15 protein-coding genes are annotated in these 16,088 nt (G+C 59.2%); 6 read left to right on the top strand and 9 right to left on the bottom strand.

What is annotated here, in order from left to right; genetic code table 11:
- On the top strand, window positions 1-597 hold the full coding sequence (locus FHW77_RS14830; RefSeq protein WP_004441124.1) for an NUDIX domain-containing protein: 597 nt from the start codon (window positions 1-3) through the stop codon (window positions 595-597).
- Between the two features lie 26 nt (window positions 598-623).
- Window positions 624-1,247: an NUDIX domain-containing protein gene (locus FHW77_RS14825; protein WP_004441125.1), complete on the top strand. Its 624-nt coding sequence runs from the start codon at window positions 624-626 to the stop codon at window positions 1,245-1,247.
- Window positions 1,248-1,403: 156 nt separating this feature from the next.
- On the opposite strand, the gene FHW77_RS14820 is transcribed toward FHW77_RS14825, so the two are convergent.
- The 3 genes from FHW77_RS14820 to purM all read right to left on the bottom strand — a co-directional run bounded on the left by FHW77_RS14820 (window position 1,404) and on the right by purM (window position 4,217).
- Window positions 1,404-2,339, bottom strand: coding sequence for an omptin family outer membrane protease (locus FHW77_RS14820; RefSeq protein WP_004441126.1), 936 nt, complete (start codon window positions 2,337-2,339; stop codon window positions 1,404-1,406).
- Window positions 2,340-2,472: 133 nt separating this feature from the next.
- Window positions 2,473-3,147, bottom strand: coding sequence for a phosphoribosylglycinamide formyltransferase (gene purN / locus FHW77_RS14815; RefSeq protein ID WP_004441128.1), 675 nt, complete (start codon window positions 3,145-3,147; stop codon window positions 2,473-2,475).
- Window positions 3,144-4,217: a phosphoribosylformylglycinamidine cyclo-ligase gene (gene purM, locus FHW77_RS14810; protein ID WP_182590596.1), complete on the bottom strand. Its 1,074-nt coding sequence runs from the start codon at window positions 4,215-4,217 to the stop codon at window positions 3,144-3,146. Before purM ends, purN begins: the two co-directional genes overlap by 4 nt.
- Window positions 4,218-4,501: 284 nt before the next feature.
- On the opposite strand from purM, the gene FHW77_RS14805 reads away from it, so the two are divergent.
- From FHW77_RS14805 to ppx, 4 genes are all read left to right on the top strand, one after another.
- Window positions 4,502-5,659 (top strand): AI-2E family transporter, encoded by a 1,158-nt coding sequence (locus tag FHW77_RS14805; protein WP_004441130.1) that lies wholly within the window; start codon window positions 4,502-4,504, stop codon window positions 5,657-5,659.
- Window positions 5,660-5,661: 2 nt separating this feature from the next.
- Window positions 5,662-6,390, top strand: a complete 729-nt coding sequence (hdaA, locus tag FHW77_RS14800) for a DnaA regulatory inactivator HdaA (protein WP_004441132.1) — start codon at window positions 5,662-5,664, stop codon at window positions 6,388-6,390.
- 101 nt (window positions 6,391-6,491) lie between these two features.
- Complete coding sequence (locus FHW77_RS14795; RefSeq protein ID WP_034496238.1) at window positions 6,492-8,690, top strand: RNA degradosome polyphosphate kinase; 2,199 nt, start codon at window positions 6,492-6,494, stop codon at window positions 8,688-8,690.
- On the top strand, window positions 8,687-10,210 hold the full coding sequence (gene ppx / locus FHW77_RS14790) for an exopolyphosphatase (protein WP_004441136.1): 1,524 nt from the start codon (window positions 8,687-8,689) through the stop codon (window positions 10,208-10,210). The genes FHW77_RS14795 and ppx overlap by 4 nt, the downstream gene beginning before the upstream one ends.
- Before the next feature lie 47 nt (window positions 10,211-10,257).
- On the opposite strand, the gene FHW77_RS14785 is transcribed toward ppx, so the two are convergent.
- The 6 genes from FHW77_RS14785 to rnd form a co-directional block, all read right to left on the bottom strand.
- Window positions 10,258-10,890: a DapH/DapD/GlmU-related protein gene (locus FHW77_RS14785; protein WP_004441138.1), complete on the bottom strand. Its 633-nt coding sequence runs from the start codon at window positions 10,888-10,890 to the stop codon at window positions 10,258-10,260.
- 177 nt (window positions 10,891-11,067) lie between these two features.
- The gene (locus FHW77_RS14780) at window positions 11,068-11,385 is read right to left on the bottom strand and encodes a hypothetical protein (protein WP_004441140.1); all 318 of its coding nucleotides are present in this window, start codon (window positions 11,383-11,385) and stop codon (window positions 11,068-11,070) included.
- Window positions 11,386-11,549: 164 nt separating this feature from the next.
- Complete coding sequence (locus FHW77_RS14775) at window positions 11,550-11,897, bottom strand: YunG family protein (RefSeq protein WP_004441141.1); 348 nt, start codon at window positions 11,895-11,897, stop codon at window positions 11,550-11,552.
- A 136-nt stretch (window positions 11,898-12,033) separates the two neighbouring features.
- Window positions 12,034-13,392 carry an esterase-like activity of phytase family protein gene (locus FHW77_RS14770; RefSeq protein WP_004441143.1) on the bottom strand — a complete coding sequence of 453 codons (1,359 nt, stop codon included), beginning with the start codon at window positions 13,390-13,392 and terminating at the stop codon, window positions 12,034-12,036.
- A gap of 141 nt (window positions 13,393-13,533) precedes the next feature.
- On the bottom strand, window positions 13,534-14,562 hold the full coding sequence (locus FHW77_RS14765) for an adenylate/guanylate cyclase domain-containing protein (RefSeq protein ID WP_004441145.1): 1,029 nt from the start codon (window positions 14,560-14,562) through the stop codon (window positions 13,534-13,536).
- Between the two features lie 329 nt (window positions 14,563-14,891).
- A complete protein-coding gene (rnd, locus tag FHW77_RS14760) occupies window positions 14,892-16,052 on the bottom strand; it encodes a ribonuclease D (RefSeq protein WP_004441147.1) in 1,161 nt (386 codons plus the stop codon).
- Between the last annotated feature and the right edge of the window lie 36 nt (window positions 16,053-16,088).

The following is a 16,088-nucleotide window of genomic DNA, read 5'->3' as shown; positions in this document are numbered from 1 at the left end:
ATGACGAAGTTCGACAACGTGAAAATTGAAATTCTGAAAGACGAAACGCTTTCAAAGAACTGGTATCACCTCCGCAACATAACCTATAATTACACCAATTCCCGTGGCGAAACGAAAGTCATCAGGCGCGAAGCCTATGACCGTGGCAACGGCGCGACGATCCTGCTGTTTGATCCACGACGCCAGACGGTTGTTCTGGTACGGCAGTTTCGCATGCCGGCCCATGTGAACGGTCATCCCGGCTGGCTCCTTGAAGCCCCGGCCGGCCTGCTGGACGGCGATAATCCGGCTGAAGCCATTCGCCGCGAGGTGACGGAAGAAACGGGCTACGTCGTGAGGGACGTGCGGTTCCTGTTCAAATCGTTCATGTCGCCCGGTTCTGTCACCGAGATCATTCATTTCTTCGCCGCGATTGTCGAATCTTCGGATCGTGTCGAAGAAGGCGGCGGTGCGGCCCATGAGGACGAGGATATCGAGGTCGTGGAAATCCCGCTGGACGACGCCATGAAGATGATCGAGACGGGCGAGATATGCGATGGCAAGACGATCATGCTGCTGCAATGGGCGGCCTTGAACCGCGCCTCCCTGACAGCCTGAGATTTCATCATCTTTCGGAGACTCTTATGAACGTGTCGCTCTTAAAGTCGCCCGCTGCCGGGACTGACCGGATCCGGCTGGTGGAAAAGGAAACCGTCTGGAAGGGCTTCGTGCATTTGCAGAAGCTCGTTTTTGACCAGCGCATGCCTGACGGCAAGACGATCCGTATTGTGAGGGAGGTCCATGATCACGGCCTCGCCGCCGCCATTCTCCTTTATGACCCGAAACGCGACAGCGTGGTAATGGTACGCCAGTTTCGCCCCGCCGCCTTCGTCAACGGCGACCCGCACTTCATGATCGAAGTTCCGGCAGGGCTTCTCGATGGCGACGATGCCGCTGATGCAATCCGCCGTGAGGCGATGGAGGAATCCGGTTACGCCGTCGAAAAGGTTGAATACCTCTTCGACATGTATGCCAGCCCTGGCACGCTGACGGAAAAGGTCAGTCTCTTCGTCGCCTGCATCGATCTCGACGTGCAAGCGGGCAGCGGCGGCGGGCTGGAGGATGAAGGCGAGGATATCGAGGTTCTGACCTATGGTCTCGACGAAGCCTTCGGAATGATCGCCTCGGGTGAAATTACGGATTCGAAGACGATCATTCTGCTGCAATGGGCGATGTTGAATCGCGACCGTCTTCTTTCCAGAGCGTAATTTTATCCGCGGTTACGTTTGAGCGCCCTGAGCCCTCGGCCCGTATAGCGGCAATGAGCTTGGGACAGGTCTGAGGGGTGTTGACTTTGACCAGACACTCTACGACCTCATCTTCGAGCTTAACCACCAACTCGTCCCCGCCTTCAACCTTGGTGATTAAAACCGGCCTTTGACACCAGCGCCTACGAAAAGAGACTGCATATCGCCGCCCCCCGCGTTGTTGTAGACGAGGCCGGTTGAGCTTCCGGATGGCGTAGCGGTTTTATCGCCGCGAGAAAAACTGGTATATTCGTAAGCGCCGTCGAGATAGAGGGAGGCATTGTCAGTCAGGTCATAGGCTATGCCCGCTTTCGCTCCGAACATCCCGCCTATGTCGAATTTATCGGCAAAACGTAGCGAACGCATCCAATGATCGTCCGTGGCTTTTGCATAGACCATTGCGCCGCCTTCTAGACCCGCATTCAGCGACCAGTTGCCGAATTTACGTCCACCGCTCAGGTTGCCGTAAAACACCGGAATTTGCTGTCTGTAAGTAATCGCTTTTTCGCTGTTTCCGAACGCACCGACATTATCGCGGAAACCTCGGGAGCTGTAGATGTAGTTTCCGCCATATGAGGACCATTGCACGTCGGTGTAACGAAAGCCGATGCCGGCGCTGAGGTGTTGCAGCGGGTCCTCCAGCAGGGTGCGGTTTAATTCTATACTTCCGGTCAGGTAGTGGTCCAGCCGCGTGTCGCCGTGCTCTGAACGGTGGCTCCACCCATTCTTCGATGTATCTCTGTAAAACGGGCTGAGCCAATCGTAGTCGGTCATGAAGCCATCACCTGCAAAGCCGATACGACCTTCCGTTTTGATGCGCCAATCGGGTGAAAGCTCAAATCCAAGCGATCCGCGCAGAGCCATTGCGTTTGTCGTTTTCCAGTCGAGCTGACTGTTTTTATGACTGCCGCTATAGAATTTTTCCGTTGCCTTAATGTTGAGAACGCCGGCATCCAGTGAAGCCGTAATGCCGTTTTGTTCGGCGGCGAGTGGCAGGCAGGTACCCATCAGTAAAGCCGCAGAAAGCGGCAGGGGAAATCTCGAAAATCGCATAATCGCTCCTGAACGTCCGGAGGGCCTGAAGTAGAGGCCGTTGCGGTCATTAAAGACGATTATGGTAAATGATCGGTTTATTTCACCGAAGATACCAATTCTGATTTATCTATGTACTTTAGAAATAGCTACATCACGAGGCAGAAACAAGGATGGAATACTCGGTTTTACTTTCGTTCTTGTCGAAAACGGCTTTTCCGCCTTCCATCCGTACCCTGCCTTCGGCGAGTAATTTCAGCGCCAGTGGATAGAGCTGGTGCTCGACGGTGAGAATGCGCGCAGCCAGGGTATCGGCCGTGTCGTCGGAAAGAACCGGCACAGCCCCCTGCGCAATCGTCGGGCCCTCGTCCATGCCTTCGGTGACGAAATGCACCGTGCAGCCGGAAATCTTCATGCCGCTGTCGATGGCACGCTGATGCGTATGCAAACCGGGGAAAAGCGGCAGCAGGGAAGGGTGGATATTGATGATGCGGCCTTCATAGGGGGCAATGAAATCCCCCGAGATCAGCCGCATATAGCCGGCGAGACAGATGATGTCAGGCGCAATCTCCCCAAGAGCGGCCAGAATGGCGCCCTCATGTTCCGTCTTGCTCGCATAGGTCCTGCGTTCGAAGACGAGGGTCGGAATGCCGAAACCCCGTGCCTTTTCCAGCCCGCCGGCAGTTGCCTTGTCCGAGATCACGCAGGCGATTTCCGCCGGAAAATCCGCCGTCTGGCAGGCCTTTACCAGCGACACCATGTTGGAGCCGCTGCCGGAGATGAAAACGACGACACGTTTGCGGCCGGACGACAGGGTGGCGGGCATCATAGGGCGAGGGCGCCCTTGTAGATCGTGCCATGCGCGCCTTCTTCACGGGCGACCATGCGGCCGAGCGGGAAGACGGTCTCGCCTTGGGCCGTGAGAACTTCGGTGACCTTTTCGGCATTTTCAGCCGAAACCACGACGATCATGCCGACGCCGCAATTGAAGGTGCGCAGCATTTCCTTTGCTTCGACACCACCGGTTTTCGCAAGCCAGGAGAAGACGGCGGGAACCTCTATCGCTTCGAGATCGATCTCGGCGGCGAGATGTTTGGGCAGAACGCGCGGAATATTCTCCGGGAAACCGCCGCCGGTAATATGCGCCAGTGCCTTCAGCGCGCCGGTCTCGCGGATCGCCTTCAGAAGCGGCTTCACATAGATGCGGGTTGGAGTCAGCAGCGCTTCGCCCAGCTTCTTGCCATCGGCGAAGGGAGCGGGTGCATCCCAGTCGAGTCCGGAGATCGATACGATCTTGCGCACCAGCGAGAAGCCGTTGGAGTGGACGCCGGATGAGGACAGGCCAAGAATGACGTCGCCCTCGGAAATGTCGCCGGCGGGCAGAAGCTGGCCGCGTTCGGCCGCGCCCACGGCAAAGCCCGCGAGGTCGTAATCACCATCTGAGTACATTCCCGGCATTTCAGCGGTTTCGCCGCCGATCAGCGCGCAACCGGATTCGCGGCAGCCGGCGGCGATGCCGGAAACGATCGCAGCGCCCTGGTCGGGATCGAGCTTGCCGGTGGCAAAATAATCGAGGAAGAACAGCGGTTCTGCACCCTGAACCACGAGATCGTTGACGCACATGGCGACGAGATCGATACCGACGGTGTCGTGATAGTTTGCGTCGATGGCGATCTTCAGCTTGGTGCCGACGCCGTCATTGGCGGCCACCAGAACCGGGTCGGTGAAGCCAGCGGCTTTCAGATCGAACAGGCCGCCGAAGCCGCCGATTTCGCCGTCCGCGCCGGGACGTCGCGTGGAACGCACCGCCGGTTTGATCTTCTCGACCATCAGATTGCCGGCGTCGATATCCACCCCTGCGTCACTATAGATAAGACCGTTCTTGCCCGACTGGCTCATGGCTCTCGTCTCCGCTGGTTCCTTTGGCGTCGCCATTCGCACGGGACGGGGCCTGATGCAAGGGTTTGAGTGGCAAAACCTCCGGTTTTTAACGGCTTTGACGTTCCGCGATGGCCGCTCTCGGCAGCATTTGCCGCAATGCGGCGAAGGTGGGACCGGATATTCTGCGTTGCCGGCTTTTTCAGCCCCCCTTATCCCTTTGCCGACGCAGTCTTGACCATGTGCCCACGCCCATCCTATCTCCATGATGCGGGACGACGATGCGGTGACAGAAGGATGAACGGATGCAACCCCATGTAAGCGGTACCAGCCTGCGCCGGCAGGTGTTTTTCTGGATCGGCGTGCTTGCCGTCTTTATCCTCTTCCTGATGGTCTTCAGCTCCATTCTCCTGCCTTTCGTGGCTGGCATGGCGCTAGCCTATTTTCTCGATCCGGTGGCCGATTGGCTGGAGAGGCGCGGCCTCAGCCGGCTGATGGCCACAGTCGTCATTCTCATCTCCTTCGTGCTGGTCTTCGCGCTGTCGCTCATCATCATCATTCCGCTCATTGCCGCCCAGGCCTCGGAATTCATCACGCGCATCCCGCAATATATCTCGTCGCTGCAGCAGCTGATCGCCGGCGCGGATACCAATCTCCTGCCGGACTGGGTGAGCAGCCAGATCGACGCGGTAAAGGAGAACTTCTCGAAACTCCTCACCGAAGGTGCGGGTTTCATCGGCACATTGCTGACGCAGATATGGAATTCCGGCAAATCGCTGGTCGATGTCGTGTCGCTCCTGGTGGTCACCCCCGTCGTCGCCTTTTACCTGTTGCTTGACTGGGACCGGATGATCGACAAGGTCGACAGCTGGATACCGCGCGATTACGTGCACACGGTGCGCCAGATCGCCCGCGACATGGACAAGACCATTGCCGGTTTCGTGCGTGGGCAGGGCTCGCTCTGCCTCATTCTCGGGGTTTATTACGCCGTCGGCCTATCGCTGGTCGGGCTTAATTTCGGCCTTTTGATCGGCCTTTTTTCGGGCCTCATCAGCTTCATTCCCTATATCGGCTCCATGGTCGGCCTGATCCTGGCGGTTGGCGTCGCCATCGTGCAGTTCTGGCCGGATTATCTCTATGTCGTGCTGACCCTCGTCGTGTTCTTTTCCGGCCAGTTCATCGAAGGCAATATCCTGCAGCCGAAACTTGTCGGCAGCAGCGTCGGCCTGCATCCTGTCTGGCTGATGTTTGCCCTCTTCGCTTTCGGCGCGCTTTTCGGCTTCGTCGGGCTTCTAGTCGCGGTGCCGGCTGCGGCGGCGGTCGGCGTGCTTGTCCGCTTCGCCTTGTCGCGGTATCTTGAAAGCGATCTTTACCACGGGCACGCCGCCAACCTTCCCTGGGAAGCCAACCTCACCCTGGAAGAAAGGGAAACGTCCTCCGGCAAGGTTGACTCTCAGAGCTGACAATGACTGACCCAATCAAAACCGACAACGCCCGGTCGAAGGCCGAGCAGCTGCCGCTCGCATTTTCGCATCCGTCCGCCTCCGGCCGGGAGGATCTCCTCGTGTCGGCTTCGCTGGAGGCCGCCGTCAGCCTCGTTGACGCATGGCCGCACTGGCCCTCGCCGGTGGTCGTGCTGGCAGGGCCGCCCGGTTCCGGAAAATCGCACCTTGCCAATATCTGGAAAAATATCAGCGAGGCTCGCGAGATTCATCCGCAGGCGGGCGCGGATGCCGCGCGCGCGGCCGAAAGGGGGGCGGTGCTGTTCGAGGACGCCGATCGGCGTGGTTTTGACGATACCGAACTCTTCCATGTCATCAACAGCGTACGCCAGAATGGCACGACGCTTCTGATGACCAGCCGGCAATGGCCGTCGGCCTGGCCGGTCACGCTGCCGGATCTGCGCTCGCGCCTCAAGGCCGTGACGGTGGTGGAAACGGGTGAACCGGACGAGGCGCTGCTGGCGCAGGTGCTGGTGAAGCTCTTCGCTGACCGGCAGCTTTACATGGATGACAAACTCATAGGCTACATCGTCAACAGAATGGAACGTTCGCTCGATACGGCGCAGACGATCGTAGAGCGGATCGACAGGCTGGCGCTTTCGCGCGGAACGAGGATCACCCGCCCACTGGTCGCGGAAGTCCTCAACGCGATGGACAATGCCGAGAGACATAACGGACCGGACGACGATTGACTGTCACAGTTCCGTCGTCAAACTGTTATACGGGCAAGAAGGACGATCGCGGGATGCAGCAGGATCACGGATTGGAAATTGGTCAGGGGATGGAACAGGGCATGGACGCTGTCGCGCAGGAAGATTTCAACAAGGTTCAGCCGCAGACCGAGGGCGAGAACCTCTGGGATAGCCCCGCGCGTTTCATCAACCGCGAATTCTCCTGGCTCCAGTTCAACCGCCGTGTCCTTGAGGAAACGCTGAACACCGATCACCCGCTGCTGGAGCGGCTGCGTTTCCTGTCCATCTCGGCGGCCAATCTCGATGAGTTCTTCATGGTTCGCGTCGCCGGCCTCGAAGGCCAGGTGCGCCAGAAGATCACCGTCAGGACCCCGGACGGCAAGACCCCGGCAGAACAGCTCGAAGATATTCTGAAGGAAATCGACAACCTGCAGATGGAGCAGCAGGCCTCGCTTGCCGTTCTGCAGCAATATCTTGCCAAGGAAGAAATCTACATCGTACGCCCGGCTGCGCTTTCGGATGAGGATCGCAACTGGCTGGAGACCGAGTTTGAGGAACGCATGTTCCCGGTGCTGACGCCGCTCTCCATCGATCCGGCGCACCCGTTCCCCTTCATTCCCAATCTCGGCTTTTCCATGGGCCTGCAGTTGGACAGCGTCAACGGCCGCGAGCCGATGACGGCGCTTTTGCGCCTGCCGCCGGCGCTCGACCGCTTCGTGCGGCTGCCTGATGAAAAGAACGCCATCCGCTACATCACGCTCGAGGATGTGGTTGGTCTGTTCATTCACCGGCTCTATCCCGGCTATACCGTTCGCGGTTCCGGCACGTTCCGCATCATCCGCGATAGCGATATCGAGGTGGAGGAAGAGGCCGAAGATCTGGTGCGCTTCTTCGAAAGCGCGCTGAAACGCCGCCGCCGCGGTTCCGTCATCCGCATCGAGACCGATAGCGAAATGCCGCAGTCGCTCAGGCAGTTCGTGGTGCACGAACTCGGTGTGCCGGATAATCGCGTCGCGGTTCTGCCCGGTCTTCTCGCGCTCAACACGATCTCGGAAATCGTGCGTGCCCCGCGCGACGACCTGAAATTCGAGCCCTACAATGCCCGTTTCCCGGAGCGCGTTCGTGAACATGCCGGCGATTGCCTCGCTGCGATCCGCGAAAAGGACATGGTGGTTCACCATCCCTATGAAAGCTTCGACGTGGTGGTGCAGTTCCTCCTGCAGGCTGCGCGCGATCCCGAAGTACTCGCCATCAAGCAGACGCTTTACCGCACCTCCAACGACAGCCCGATCGTTCGCGCGCTGATCGACGCCGCGGAAGCAGGTAAATCCGTCACCGCGCTGGTCGAGCTCAAAGCGCGTTTCGACGAGGAAGCAAACATCCGCTGGGCGCGCGATCTGGAGCGCGCCGGCGTGCAGGTCGTGTTCGGCTTCATCGAACTCAAGACCCACGCCAAGATGTCGATGGTGGTGCGCCGCGAGGATGGCAAGCTCAGGACCTACTGCCACCTTGGCACGGGCAACTATCACCCGATCACGGCGAAGATCTATACCGACCTGTCCTTCTTCACCTGCAACCCAAAGATCGCCCACGACATGGCGAATATCTTCAACTTCATCACGGGTTACGGCGAACCGGAGGAGGGCATGAAGCTGGCCGTCTCGCCCTATACGCTACGCGCACGCATCCTCAAGCATATTCACGAGGAAATCGAGCACGCCAAGCGCGGCGCGCCGGCGGCGATCTGGATGAAGATGAATTCGCTTGTCGATCCAGAGATCATCGATGCGCTCTACCATGCCAGCGCCGCCGGTGTTGAGGTGGACCTCGTCGTGCGCGGCATCTGCTGCCTGCGCCCGCAGGTGCCCGGCCTGTCGGACAATATCCGCGTCAAATCCATCGTCGGCCGCTTCCTGGAGCACAGCCGCATCTTCTGCTTCGGCAATGGTTTCGGCCTGCCGTCGGACAAGGCGCTGGTCTATATCGGCTCTGCCGACATGATGCCGCGCAATCTTGACCGCCGCGTGGAGACGCTGGTGCCGCTGACCAATCCCACCGTGCATGAGCAGGTTCTTTCACAGATTATGCTGGGCAATCTCATTGACAACCAGCAGAGCTACGAGATACTTGCGGACGGAACGTCGAGGCGCATCGAGGTGCGTAAAGGCGAAGAACCGTTCAACGCGCAGCACTATTTCATGACCAATCCCAGCCTTTCCGGACGTGGTGAAGCCCTGAAATCCAGTGCGCCCAAATTGATTGCCGGGTTGATTTCGTCCCGCAAGAAACAGGCTGAATGACTCGATCAGAAGCACAGGGGCGGCTGACCGGCCTTGCCCCCGTTTCCGTCATAGATATTGGCTCGAACTCCGTTCGTCTTGTCGTATATGAAGGTCTTTCCCGCGCGCCTGCGGTGCTGTTCAACGAAAAGGTGCTTTGCGGGCTTGGCAAAGGTTTGGCGCTGACGGGGCGCATGCATGAGGAAGGTGTGAGCCGCGCGCTCCTGGCGCTCAGGCGTTTTCACGCCCTCTCCGAGCAGGCGCAGGCGCAGCAGCTTTATGTGCTGGCCACGGCCGCGGCCCGAGAAGCGGAAAATGGTCCCGATTTCATTCGTGAGGCCGAAGCCATCCTCGGCTGCGAGATCGAGGTTCTGTCGGGTGAGAAGGAAGCGCTTTATTCGGCCTATGGCGTGATCAGCGGTTTCCATGATCCTGATGGCATCGCCGGCGACCTCGGGGGCGGCTCGCTGGAGCTGATCGACATCAAGGGCAAGAGCTGCGGCGAAGGCATCACCCTGCCGCTTGGCGGTCTGCGGCTTTCGGAGCAATCGGACGGCTCGCTGGAAAAAGCGGCGACCATTGCCAGAAAACACGTCAAATCCTTCGCCAAACTTCTGGCGGCGGGTGAGGGGCGCACCTTTTACGCCGTCGGCGGCACCTGGCGAAATATCGCCAAGCTGCACATGGAGATATCCGGTTATCCCCTGCACATGATGCAGGGTTATGAATTGCCGCTGGAGGAAATGCTGAATTTCCTCGAGGAGGTCATCGTCTCCCGGGATAGCAAGGATCCCGCCTGGCAGGCGGTCTCCAAGAACCGCCGCTCGCTGCTGCCATTCGGTGCCATCGCCATGCGCGAAGTTCTGAAGATGATGAAGCCGGCCAGGATCGCTTTTTCCGCACAGGGCGTACGCGAGGGTTACCTTTATTCGCTGCTGACGGAGGCGGAGCGCGAATCCGATCCGCTGCTGGTTGCCGCCGACGAACTTGCCATTTTGCGCGCCCGTTCTCCGGAGCATGCGCGAGAACTGGCGGACTGGAGCGGTCGCACCTTCCCGGTTTTCGGCATCGACGAGACGGAAGAGGAAAGCCGCTATCGGCAGGCCGCCTGCCTGCTGGCCGACATCAGCTGGCGCGCGCATCCCGATTACCGCGGTCTGCAGGCGCTCAATATCATCGCCCACTCGTCCTTCGTGGCGATCACCCATCCCGGGCGCGCCTATATTGCACTTGCCAATTATTACCGCTTTGAAGGCCTGAACGACAACGGCACCACCGAGCCGCTTGCCGCCATGGCGGGGGAGCGTCTGCAGGAACTCGCCAAACTGCTGGGCGGCCTGCTGCGCGTCGTATATCTTTTTTCAGCCTCCATGCCGGGTGTCGTGGATCACCTGAAATTCCGCAAGACAGATAATCCGGATCTCGATCTGGAATTTGTGGTGCCGCATGATTATTGCGATTTTGCCGGCGAGCGGCTGGACGGACGTTTGCAGCAACTGGCGAAGCTGACGGGCAAGCGGCTGGCCTTCGTGTTCGAATAAGGAGCGGCGGAGTTTCCGTTCACGACAGAAACGACATTGGCCCCGTGCTAGGACCAGCGCTCGCAGAACGCTTCGATATCGTTTGACTGAAAGTCGCCAAGCCGCGCCATGATTGTCTCGAAGGGCCAGTCCCACCACGCAATAGCGGTAAGCTTCTGCGCAATCGATCGTGAAAAGCGCTCGCGAATGATTTTTGCGGGTACGCCGCCGACGATGGTATAGGGCGGCACGTCCCTGGTCACCACGGCGCCGGCGGCCAGCACCGCGCCGTCTCCCACCTTGACGCCCGGCAGGACGATGACCCCGTGTCCGATCCAGACATCGTGACCGATAACGGCGCGATCCTGCTTCCGCTGCGCGAAAAAGGCATCGTCGCGCACCGCATCGGCAGAGTAATATTCCGGGCAGTAGCTGAAACGGTGCATGGATGGCCGGTCCATCGGATGGTTGGGAGCGCCTATCCTGACCTCCGCGGCGATGGCGCAGAACTTCCCGATGATCGCATCCCCCACCATGCAGCGGGGACCAAGATAAGAGTAGTCTCCGAGCTCAACATTATGCAGCGAGGTATCGGCCAAAATCTCGCAGCATCTGCCGATGCTCGAGTCTCTTACGCTGGCTGTTGCATGAATGACGGTCTCTGCGAGCTTAGGGCGCTTGATCTGTGCGGTCGAATCCATTGCAGTCTCCCGATTTTGCGCCTGCTTAACCGGGCATGATGAAGGCCCTATGACGCGAGACGGCGGAGCATTCCATCCGTGACCGGCATACCCTGTCAAGTTCAGAACACGTCTCTTGCTTCGTGTGACATTCTCTCCTTACAGATCGGCGTCACCTGCCGGCGACATTCGGGCGCATTATCGTTTCCAGTAGTGCTCCGTTATGTTTTGAGCATTCCGAATGATATGACCGGCGATTTCTGGGTCGCCGCCCTCGAAGGTCTGCGGGTCGGCCCCGCATAACAACAAAAAGAGCTGTTGATGCGCGACCGCGGCAAAATAATCCCGGGGTGGTGGCTGCATGTCTGACCCGGCCGCCTCGAATGCTTCGGCGACTTCTTTGCTGGCGCGCTCAACCGCTGCATGAACACTCGCCATCATCGCCGCTTCCTTGCGTTCCAATATATCCTGAACCTGCCGTTCTGCCGGTGTCAGAACCGGACAACTCTCGCTCATTAAATGTCTCTCCTGTGGGTACAACCATTTCGCCAAGCAATATTATCGCGTGGATTGTGTCCGCTTTGCGGGAAACATAAATCTCGGTCTTGAAGTGTAGCGCGCCGGTTGACCTCCATGCCGTGCGGATCGAACAGCAATGGGCTGTCCTTTTTGCAAGCCGTTCAGCCGTGGCCGAGTGCCTTTCGAATGCAGGCGCTGAGATAGGCATATTGCAGCGGCGTTATCGTCGCCATGACTTCGGTCCGATTGGCGGGATGATCCTGATAACCCACCGGCAGATCGAATTGGGTGAAGGTGAAATCCCAGCGGACGCCATCAATGATATTGTAGAAGTGTTGCGCGCCGCTGACAGCGGTTTTCGCAATTTCGCCACCGAAAATGTCCTGAACCACCAGGGCAGTGACGCTTCCTTGCCCCCTGGCTGGATTTTCGCGCGACCAGAGGCCGCTGGTCTCGCCCGACCAGCTTCTCTTCAGGGCGTAGTACAGTCTTTCGGCATGGTCCTGCATGAAACGTCTTCTTTTCCGCAAGCATGTTTCTGTCGCGGCCGGAAAATCGGGAGGAGCGCCGCGCAGACGTTCGTGTCTGCCAGCGCTCCGTCCGGATCATTGGTGACCGTCAATGCAAATGACGGCAGCCGTGGCCTCACTTCGCCTCGAGCAGGTCCTTGACCTCAAGCAGAACGAATTCGTTGTCATCAGCCTTGTCCAGCGCCCGCCCGGCAGAGAAAGGCAGGTTGTTGTCATTGCCGACGATGATATGCGTGGCATCGACGCGGTCGACATTCTCGATGGTGACGAAAGGCATGTCGTAGAAACCGTTGCCGCCGCCCTGGCGCTTCTTGTTATCAGGGTCGGAGATCTTCATCAGGTCGATATAGCCGATCTTGCGGGCGGCCTTGCCGACATTGGCGTCGTTGAATTCGATCTTGTAGATGCGCTTGACCTTGGCTGGGCGGGCGAAGCAGTCCGCAGTGGGAGCCTTCGGGTCGGCGCAGGCCTTGTCGGCCGTGCCGGCGCCGTTGTCGCGTTCGATGACGAGGGCAGTGGTCTCGTCCAGCATGTTGAAGTCACCGATCGCCTCGCCGCCTTCCGCCAGCGGATAAAGCCAGCTGCGACCGGTCCACTCTTTCCTGGCGGTGTCCAGTTCGATGATGCGCAGCGCGGTCGCGCCGTCTTCGGTCTTTTCTACCTGGCCGTCCGCCATATAAAGCGGTCCTTCGAGAAGGCCGTAGAGCTTTGAGCCGTCCTTGGAGAGCGCCATGCCTTCATAACCGCCGGAGCGTTTCAGGTTGAAAGCGGGCATTTTCTGAGTCGGGTTGCCAGGCAGTGCGAGAGCCGGATGGTCGGGAGACTTCACCTCGATATCACCGGCCTTGGTGGAGATCACATCGGTCAGCTTGCCGTCGCGGGTGAATTTCAGGATGTAAGGACCGAATTCCTCACCCACCCAGAAACCGTCGGCAACAGGCTGAATGGATTCGACATCGAAATCGGCGCCCGTCAGGTAGCGCTTTTCCGTGCCTTCCAGAACGATGGGGAAGGGCGATTTCATGTCGGGGTCGGAGAGAAACACGGTTTCAAGCGCATTGACCTTGCCGGCTTCCCAGTCGAACTTCAGATGGTGAAGCATCAGCATGGCGTCGCTCGAATTGAGCTTGGAGCCGAAACCGTTGTCGGAAAGGCTCCAGAAGCTGCCGTCCGGCATGGCCTTGATGCCGGAAAAGCCCTGCATGGGCTGGCCGTTGAACGGCATGGAAAGGCCCGTCAGGCGCACGCCGTCCTTGCCGGGCACGGTGCCGAGGCCTTCGGCGCGCTTGCGGTCGGCTGTGGTGAACTTGGCGGAGGTCTTGAGATGTGCCGGCGCATCGGCAGGCGCGGCGATGATGGTGTTGGCCGGTAGAATGGCATGTGAAACCAGCTTTGCCGGAAACTCCTTTTCCGCTGCCTGCGATGCAGAAGCGAGCGCGAGAACCGCGCAAGAGGCGAAAAGAACGTGCTTCATGTTGAGACCCCTCTCAGTACCTGTTGAAGACAGGATTGACGCGATAGGGGGAGCACATGACAGAGAGGTGATTGCCGTTTGAAGCTTTGATGAATTTTGATGACGGCGCCGCTGGCAAGGTGACGGCGACGTTGCTTCGCCCTAAGCGGCGGGGGCCTGATACTGGCTGAGCGTGCAGACACCGAGCGTCTGACCACGGCCCTTGACCGCGTGCTCGCCGAGATATTCGCTGCGCACGCCCTTGGGAAGCACCAGCTGATGGGCGAGGTCGGCGGAAATCAGCACGGGATGGCCAAGCATCTTGCTCAGCGATTCGAGTCTGGAGGTCGTGTTCACCGTATCGCCGAAATAGGTGATCTTGTGATGGTCGACGCCGATTTCCGCAGTGATGACAGGTCCGCCATGGATGGCGAAGCGCAGGCGCGGCACTTCACCGAAGCGGGAAAGCCACATGTCGCGCTTTTCCTCGATGGTCGCCTGAATATCGAAAACGCAGCGCACGCAGGCCGCGCGCCTTATCGCCCTATGGTACGGCCAGGTGATGATCGCGGCGTCGCCGATGTAATCGTCGATGACGCCGCCGTGTTTCCTGACCGGTGCGGCATAGCTCGCGAAGATTTCGCCCAGAAATTCCTGTGCCTTCAGGTCGCCATGGGTTTCGGCGAAGGAGGTGGAGCCGACAAGGTCGATGAAGATGAAGACACGGTCTTCGCTCACCGGTCTGCGATAGCGCCCGAGAATGAGGTCGATGAAGATATCGCGGCCAAGAAGTTCACGCACGCGCATGATGAAGACGATGATGCCGCAGACGATGAGCGTGAAGACCAGCGTCTGTACTTCGGCATGAACGGCGCGTTTCCAGGTGCCGGGAAAGATGCCGCTCAGCCACAGGATCGTGCCGCCCAGCCCGAAGCCGCAGAAGACGAGAACGGCATAGATGACAAGACCGACGGCAATGTAAACCGGTGTCGGCAGGGCGCTGACCTGCCGCGACAGGCCGGGCATGATGTAACCGCGCTCGAAGGCGAGGATTGGCGCGCAGGCAAACAGCGCATAGGTCGCGCCGATGAGCGCGCCACCGCCATATTCCAGGAAGGCGTAGGCCACGCCGCTGCCGGCCACGGCAACGAAGAGCACCACGTAATCCAGAATGGGCAGCAATTTTCTCATGTCGATTCTTGATCTCGGGAAGGGCAGGCCCGTCGCTCCTTGCGGGCAAAGCTTCTGTTCAGGTCATATGCGACATTAATGTGGAAAAAGCGCTGGAAAAAGTGAGCAATCGGTAAGGTTGCATAAAGGATCGGAAAGCCTGTTGCCCGGTTGCCGCAACGGGCGGGGCCCGCACCCCGCCTAAGTTGATATTGTATAATCGATGGCTTCACCGATTTTGTCGCCCGACGCGCCGTCGGGCGATTCGGGTGTTCGGCCAGCGCCCTTCAGACGCAGCGCTAGCGAATGAGGCGATACGCGGTATGAGAAGGTCGCGGAAAGAGCGAGCGTTACGACTCGTTCGCCGCAACCTCTACAGCCTCGACCTTCTTGCCGGCAAAACGCAGGGCGACCTCACCATTGATGAGCTTCAGCGCCACATTGCCGAAAAGCTCCCGCCGCCAACCGGTCAGCGCCGCCACCGTTGCCTTTTCGCCCTCGGCGGCGATCTTGTCCAGATCGTCGCTATTGGCGATGACCTTGGCGGCGACGCCGTGCTTGTCAGCTGTCAGCTTCAGCAGAACCTTCAACAGTTCCACGGCAGCGCCCGAGCCTTCCGGCGCGTGGCTGTGACGCGGTGCCTTCGGCATTTCTTCTTTCGGCAGCGCCAGCGCCGCATTCACCGTCTCGACGATGGCGTTGCCGGACGCGGAGCGTTCCCAGCCCTTGGGAATGGTGCGAAGCCGCGACAGCGCCTCGGCATCCTTTGGCTGCTGCTGAGCGATTTCGAAGATCGCATCGTCTTTCAGCACGCGCGAGCGAGGCACGTTGCGGGAGCGCGCCTCCCGCTCGCGCCAGGCGGCGACGAATTTGAGGATGGCAAGCTCGGTCGGCTTGCGCAGGCGCGATTTCAGCCGCAGCCAGGCATCGTCGGGATGCATGTCATACGTGTCGCGAGACTCGAGAATATCCATCTCTTCGGTCAGCCACAGCGAGCGGCCTTCACGCTCGAGCTGGGCTTTCAGCGAGAGATAGACATCCCGCAGATGGGTCACGTCGGCCAGCGCGTAATCCAGCTGCTTTTCGGTCAGCGGGCGGCGGCTCCAGTCGGTGAAACGCGAGGATTTGTCGATCTGCACGTTTTTGATCTTCTGAACCAGCTGGTCGTATGAGATCGAATCGCCGAAACCGCAGACCATGGCGGCGACCTGCGTGTCGAAGATCGGATGCGGAATAAGCCCGCCGAGATGGTAGATGATTTCGATGTCCTGTCGCGCCGCGTGGAAAACCTTCACGACGTCGGGATTGGCCATCAACTCGAAAAGCGGCGTAAGATCGAGGCCCTTCGCCAGCGGATCGACCAGCACCTCGAGAGTCGGGCTTGCCATCTGCACGAGGCAGAGTTCCGGCCAGAAGGTGGTTTCCCGCAAAAATTCGGTGTCGATGGTGATGAATTCCGATTTCGCCAGTTCCGTGCAGGCCTCGGCGAGGGCGGCGGTCGTTTCAATCATTGCAAATGGCCACTCGTGAAAATTATCCGTCTTACT

Source organism: Agrobacterium sp. RC10-4-1, from assembly GCF_014138475.1.
Taxonomy (GTDB): Bacteria; Pseudomonadota; Alphaproteobacteria; order Rhizobiales; family Rhizobiaceae; genus Agrobacterium; species Agrobacterium pusense.
This window is presented reverse-complemented; position numbering and strand designations above follow the sequence as displayed.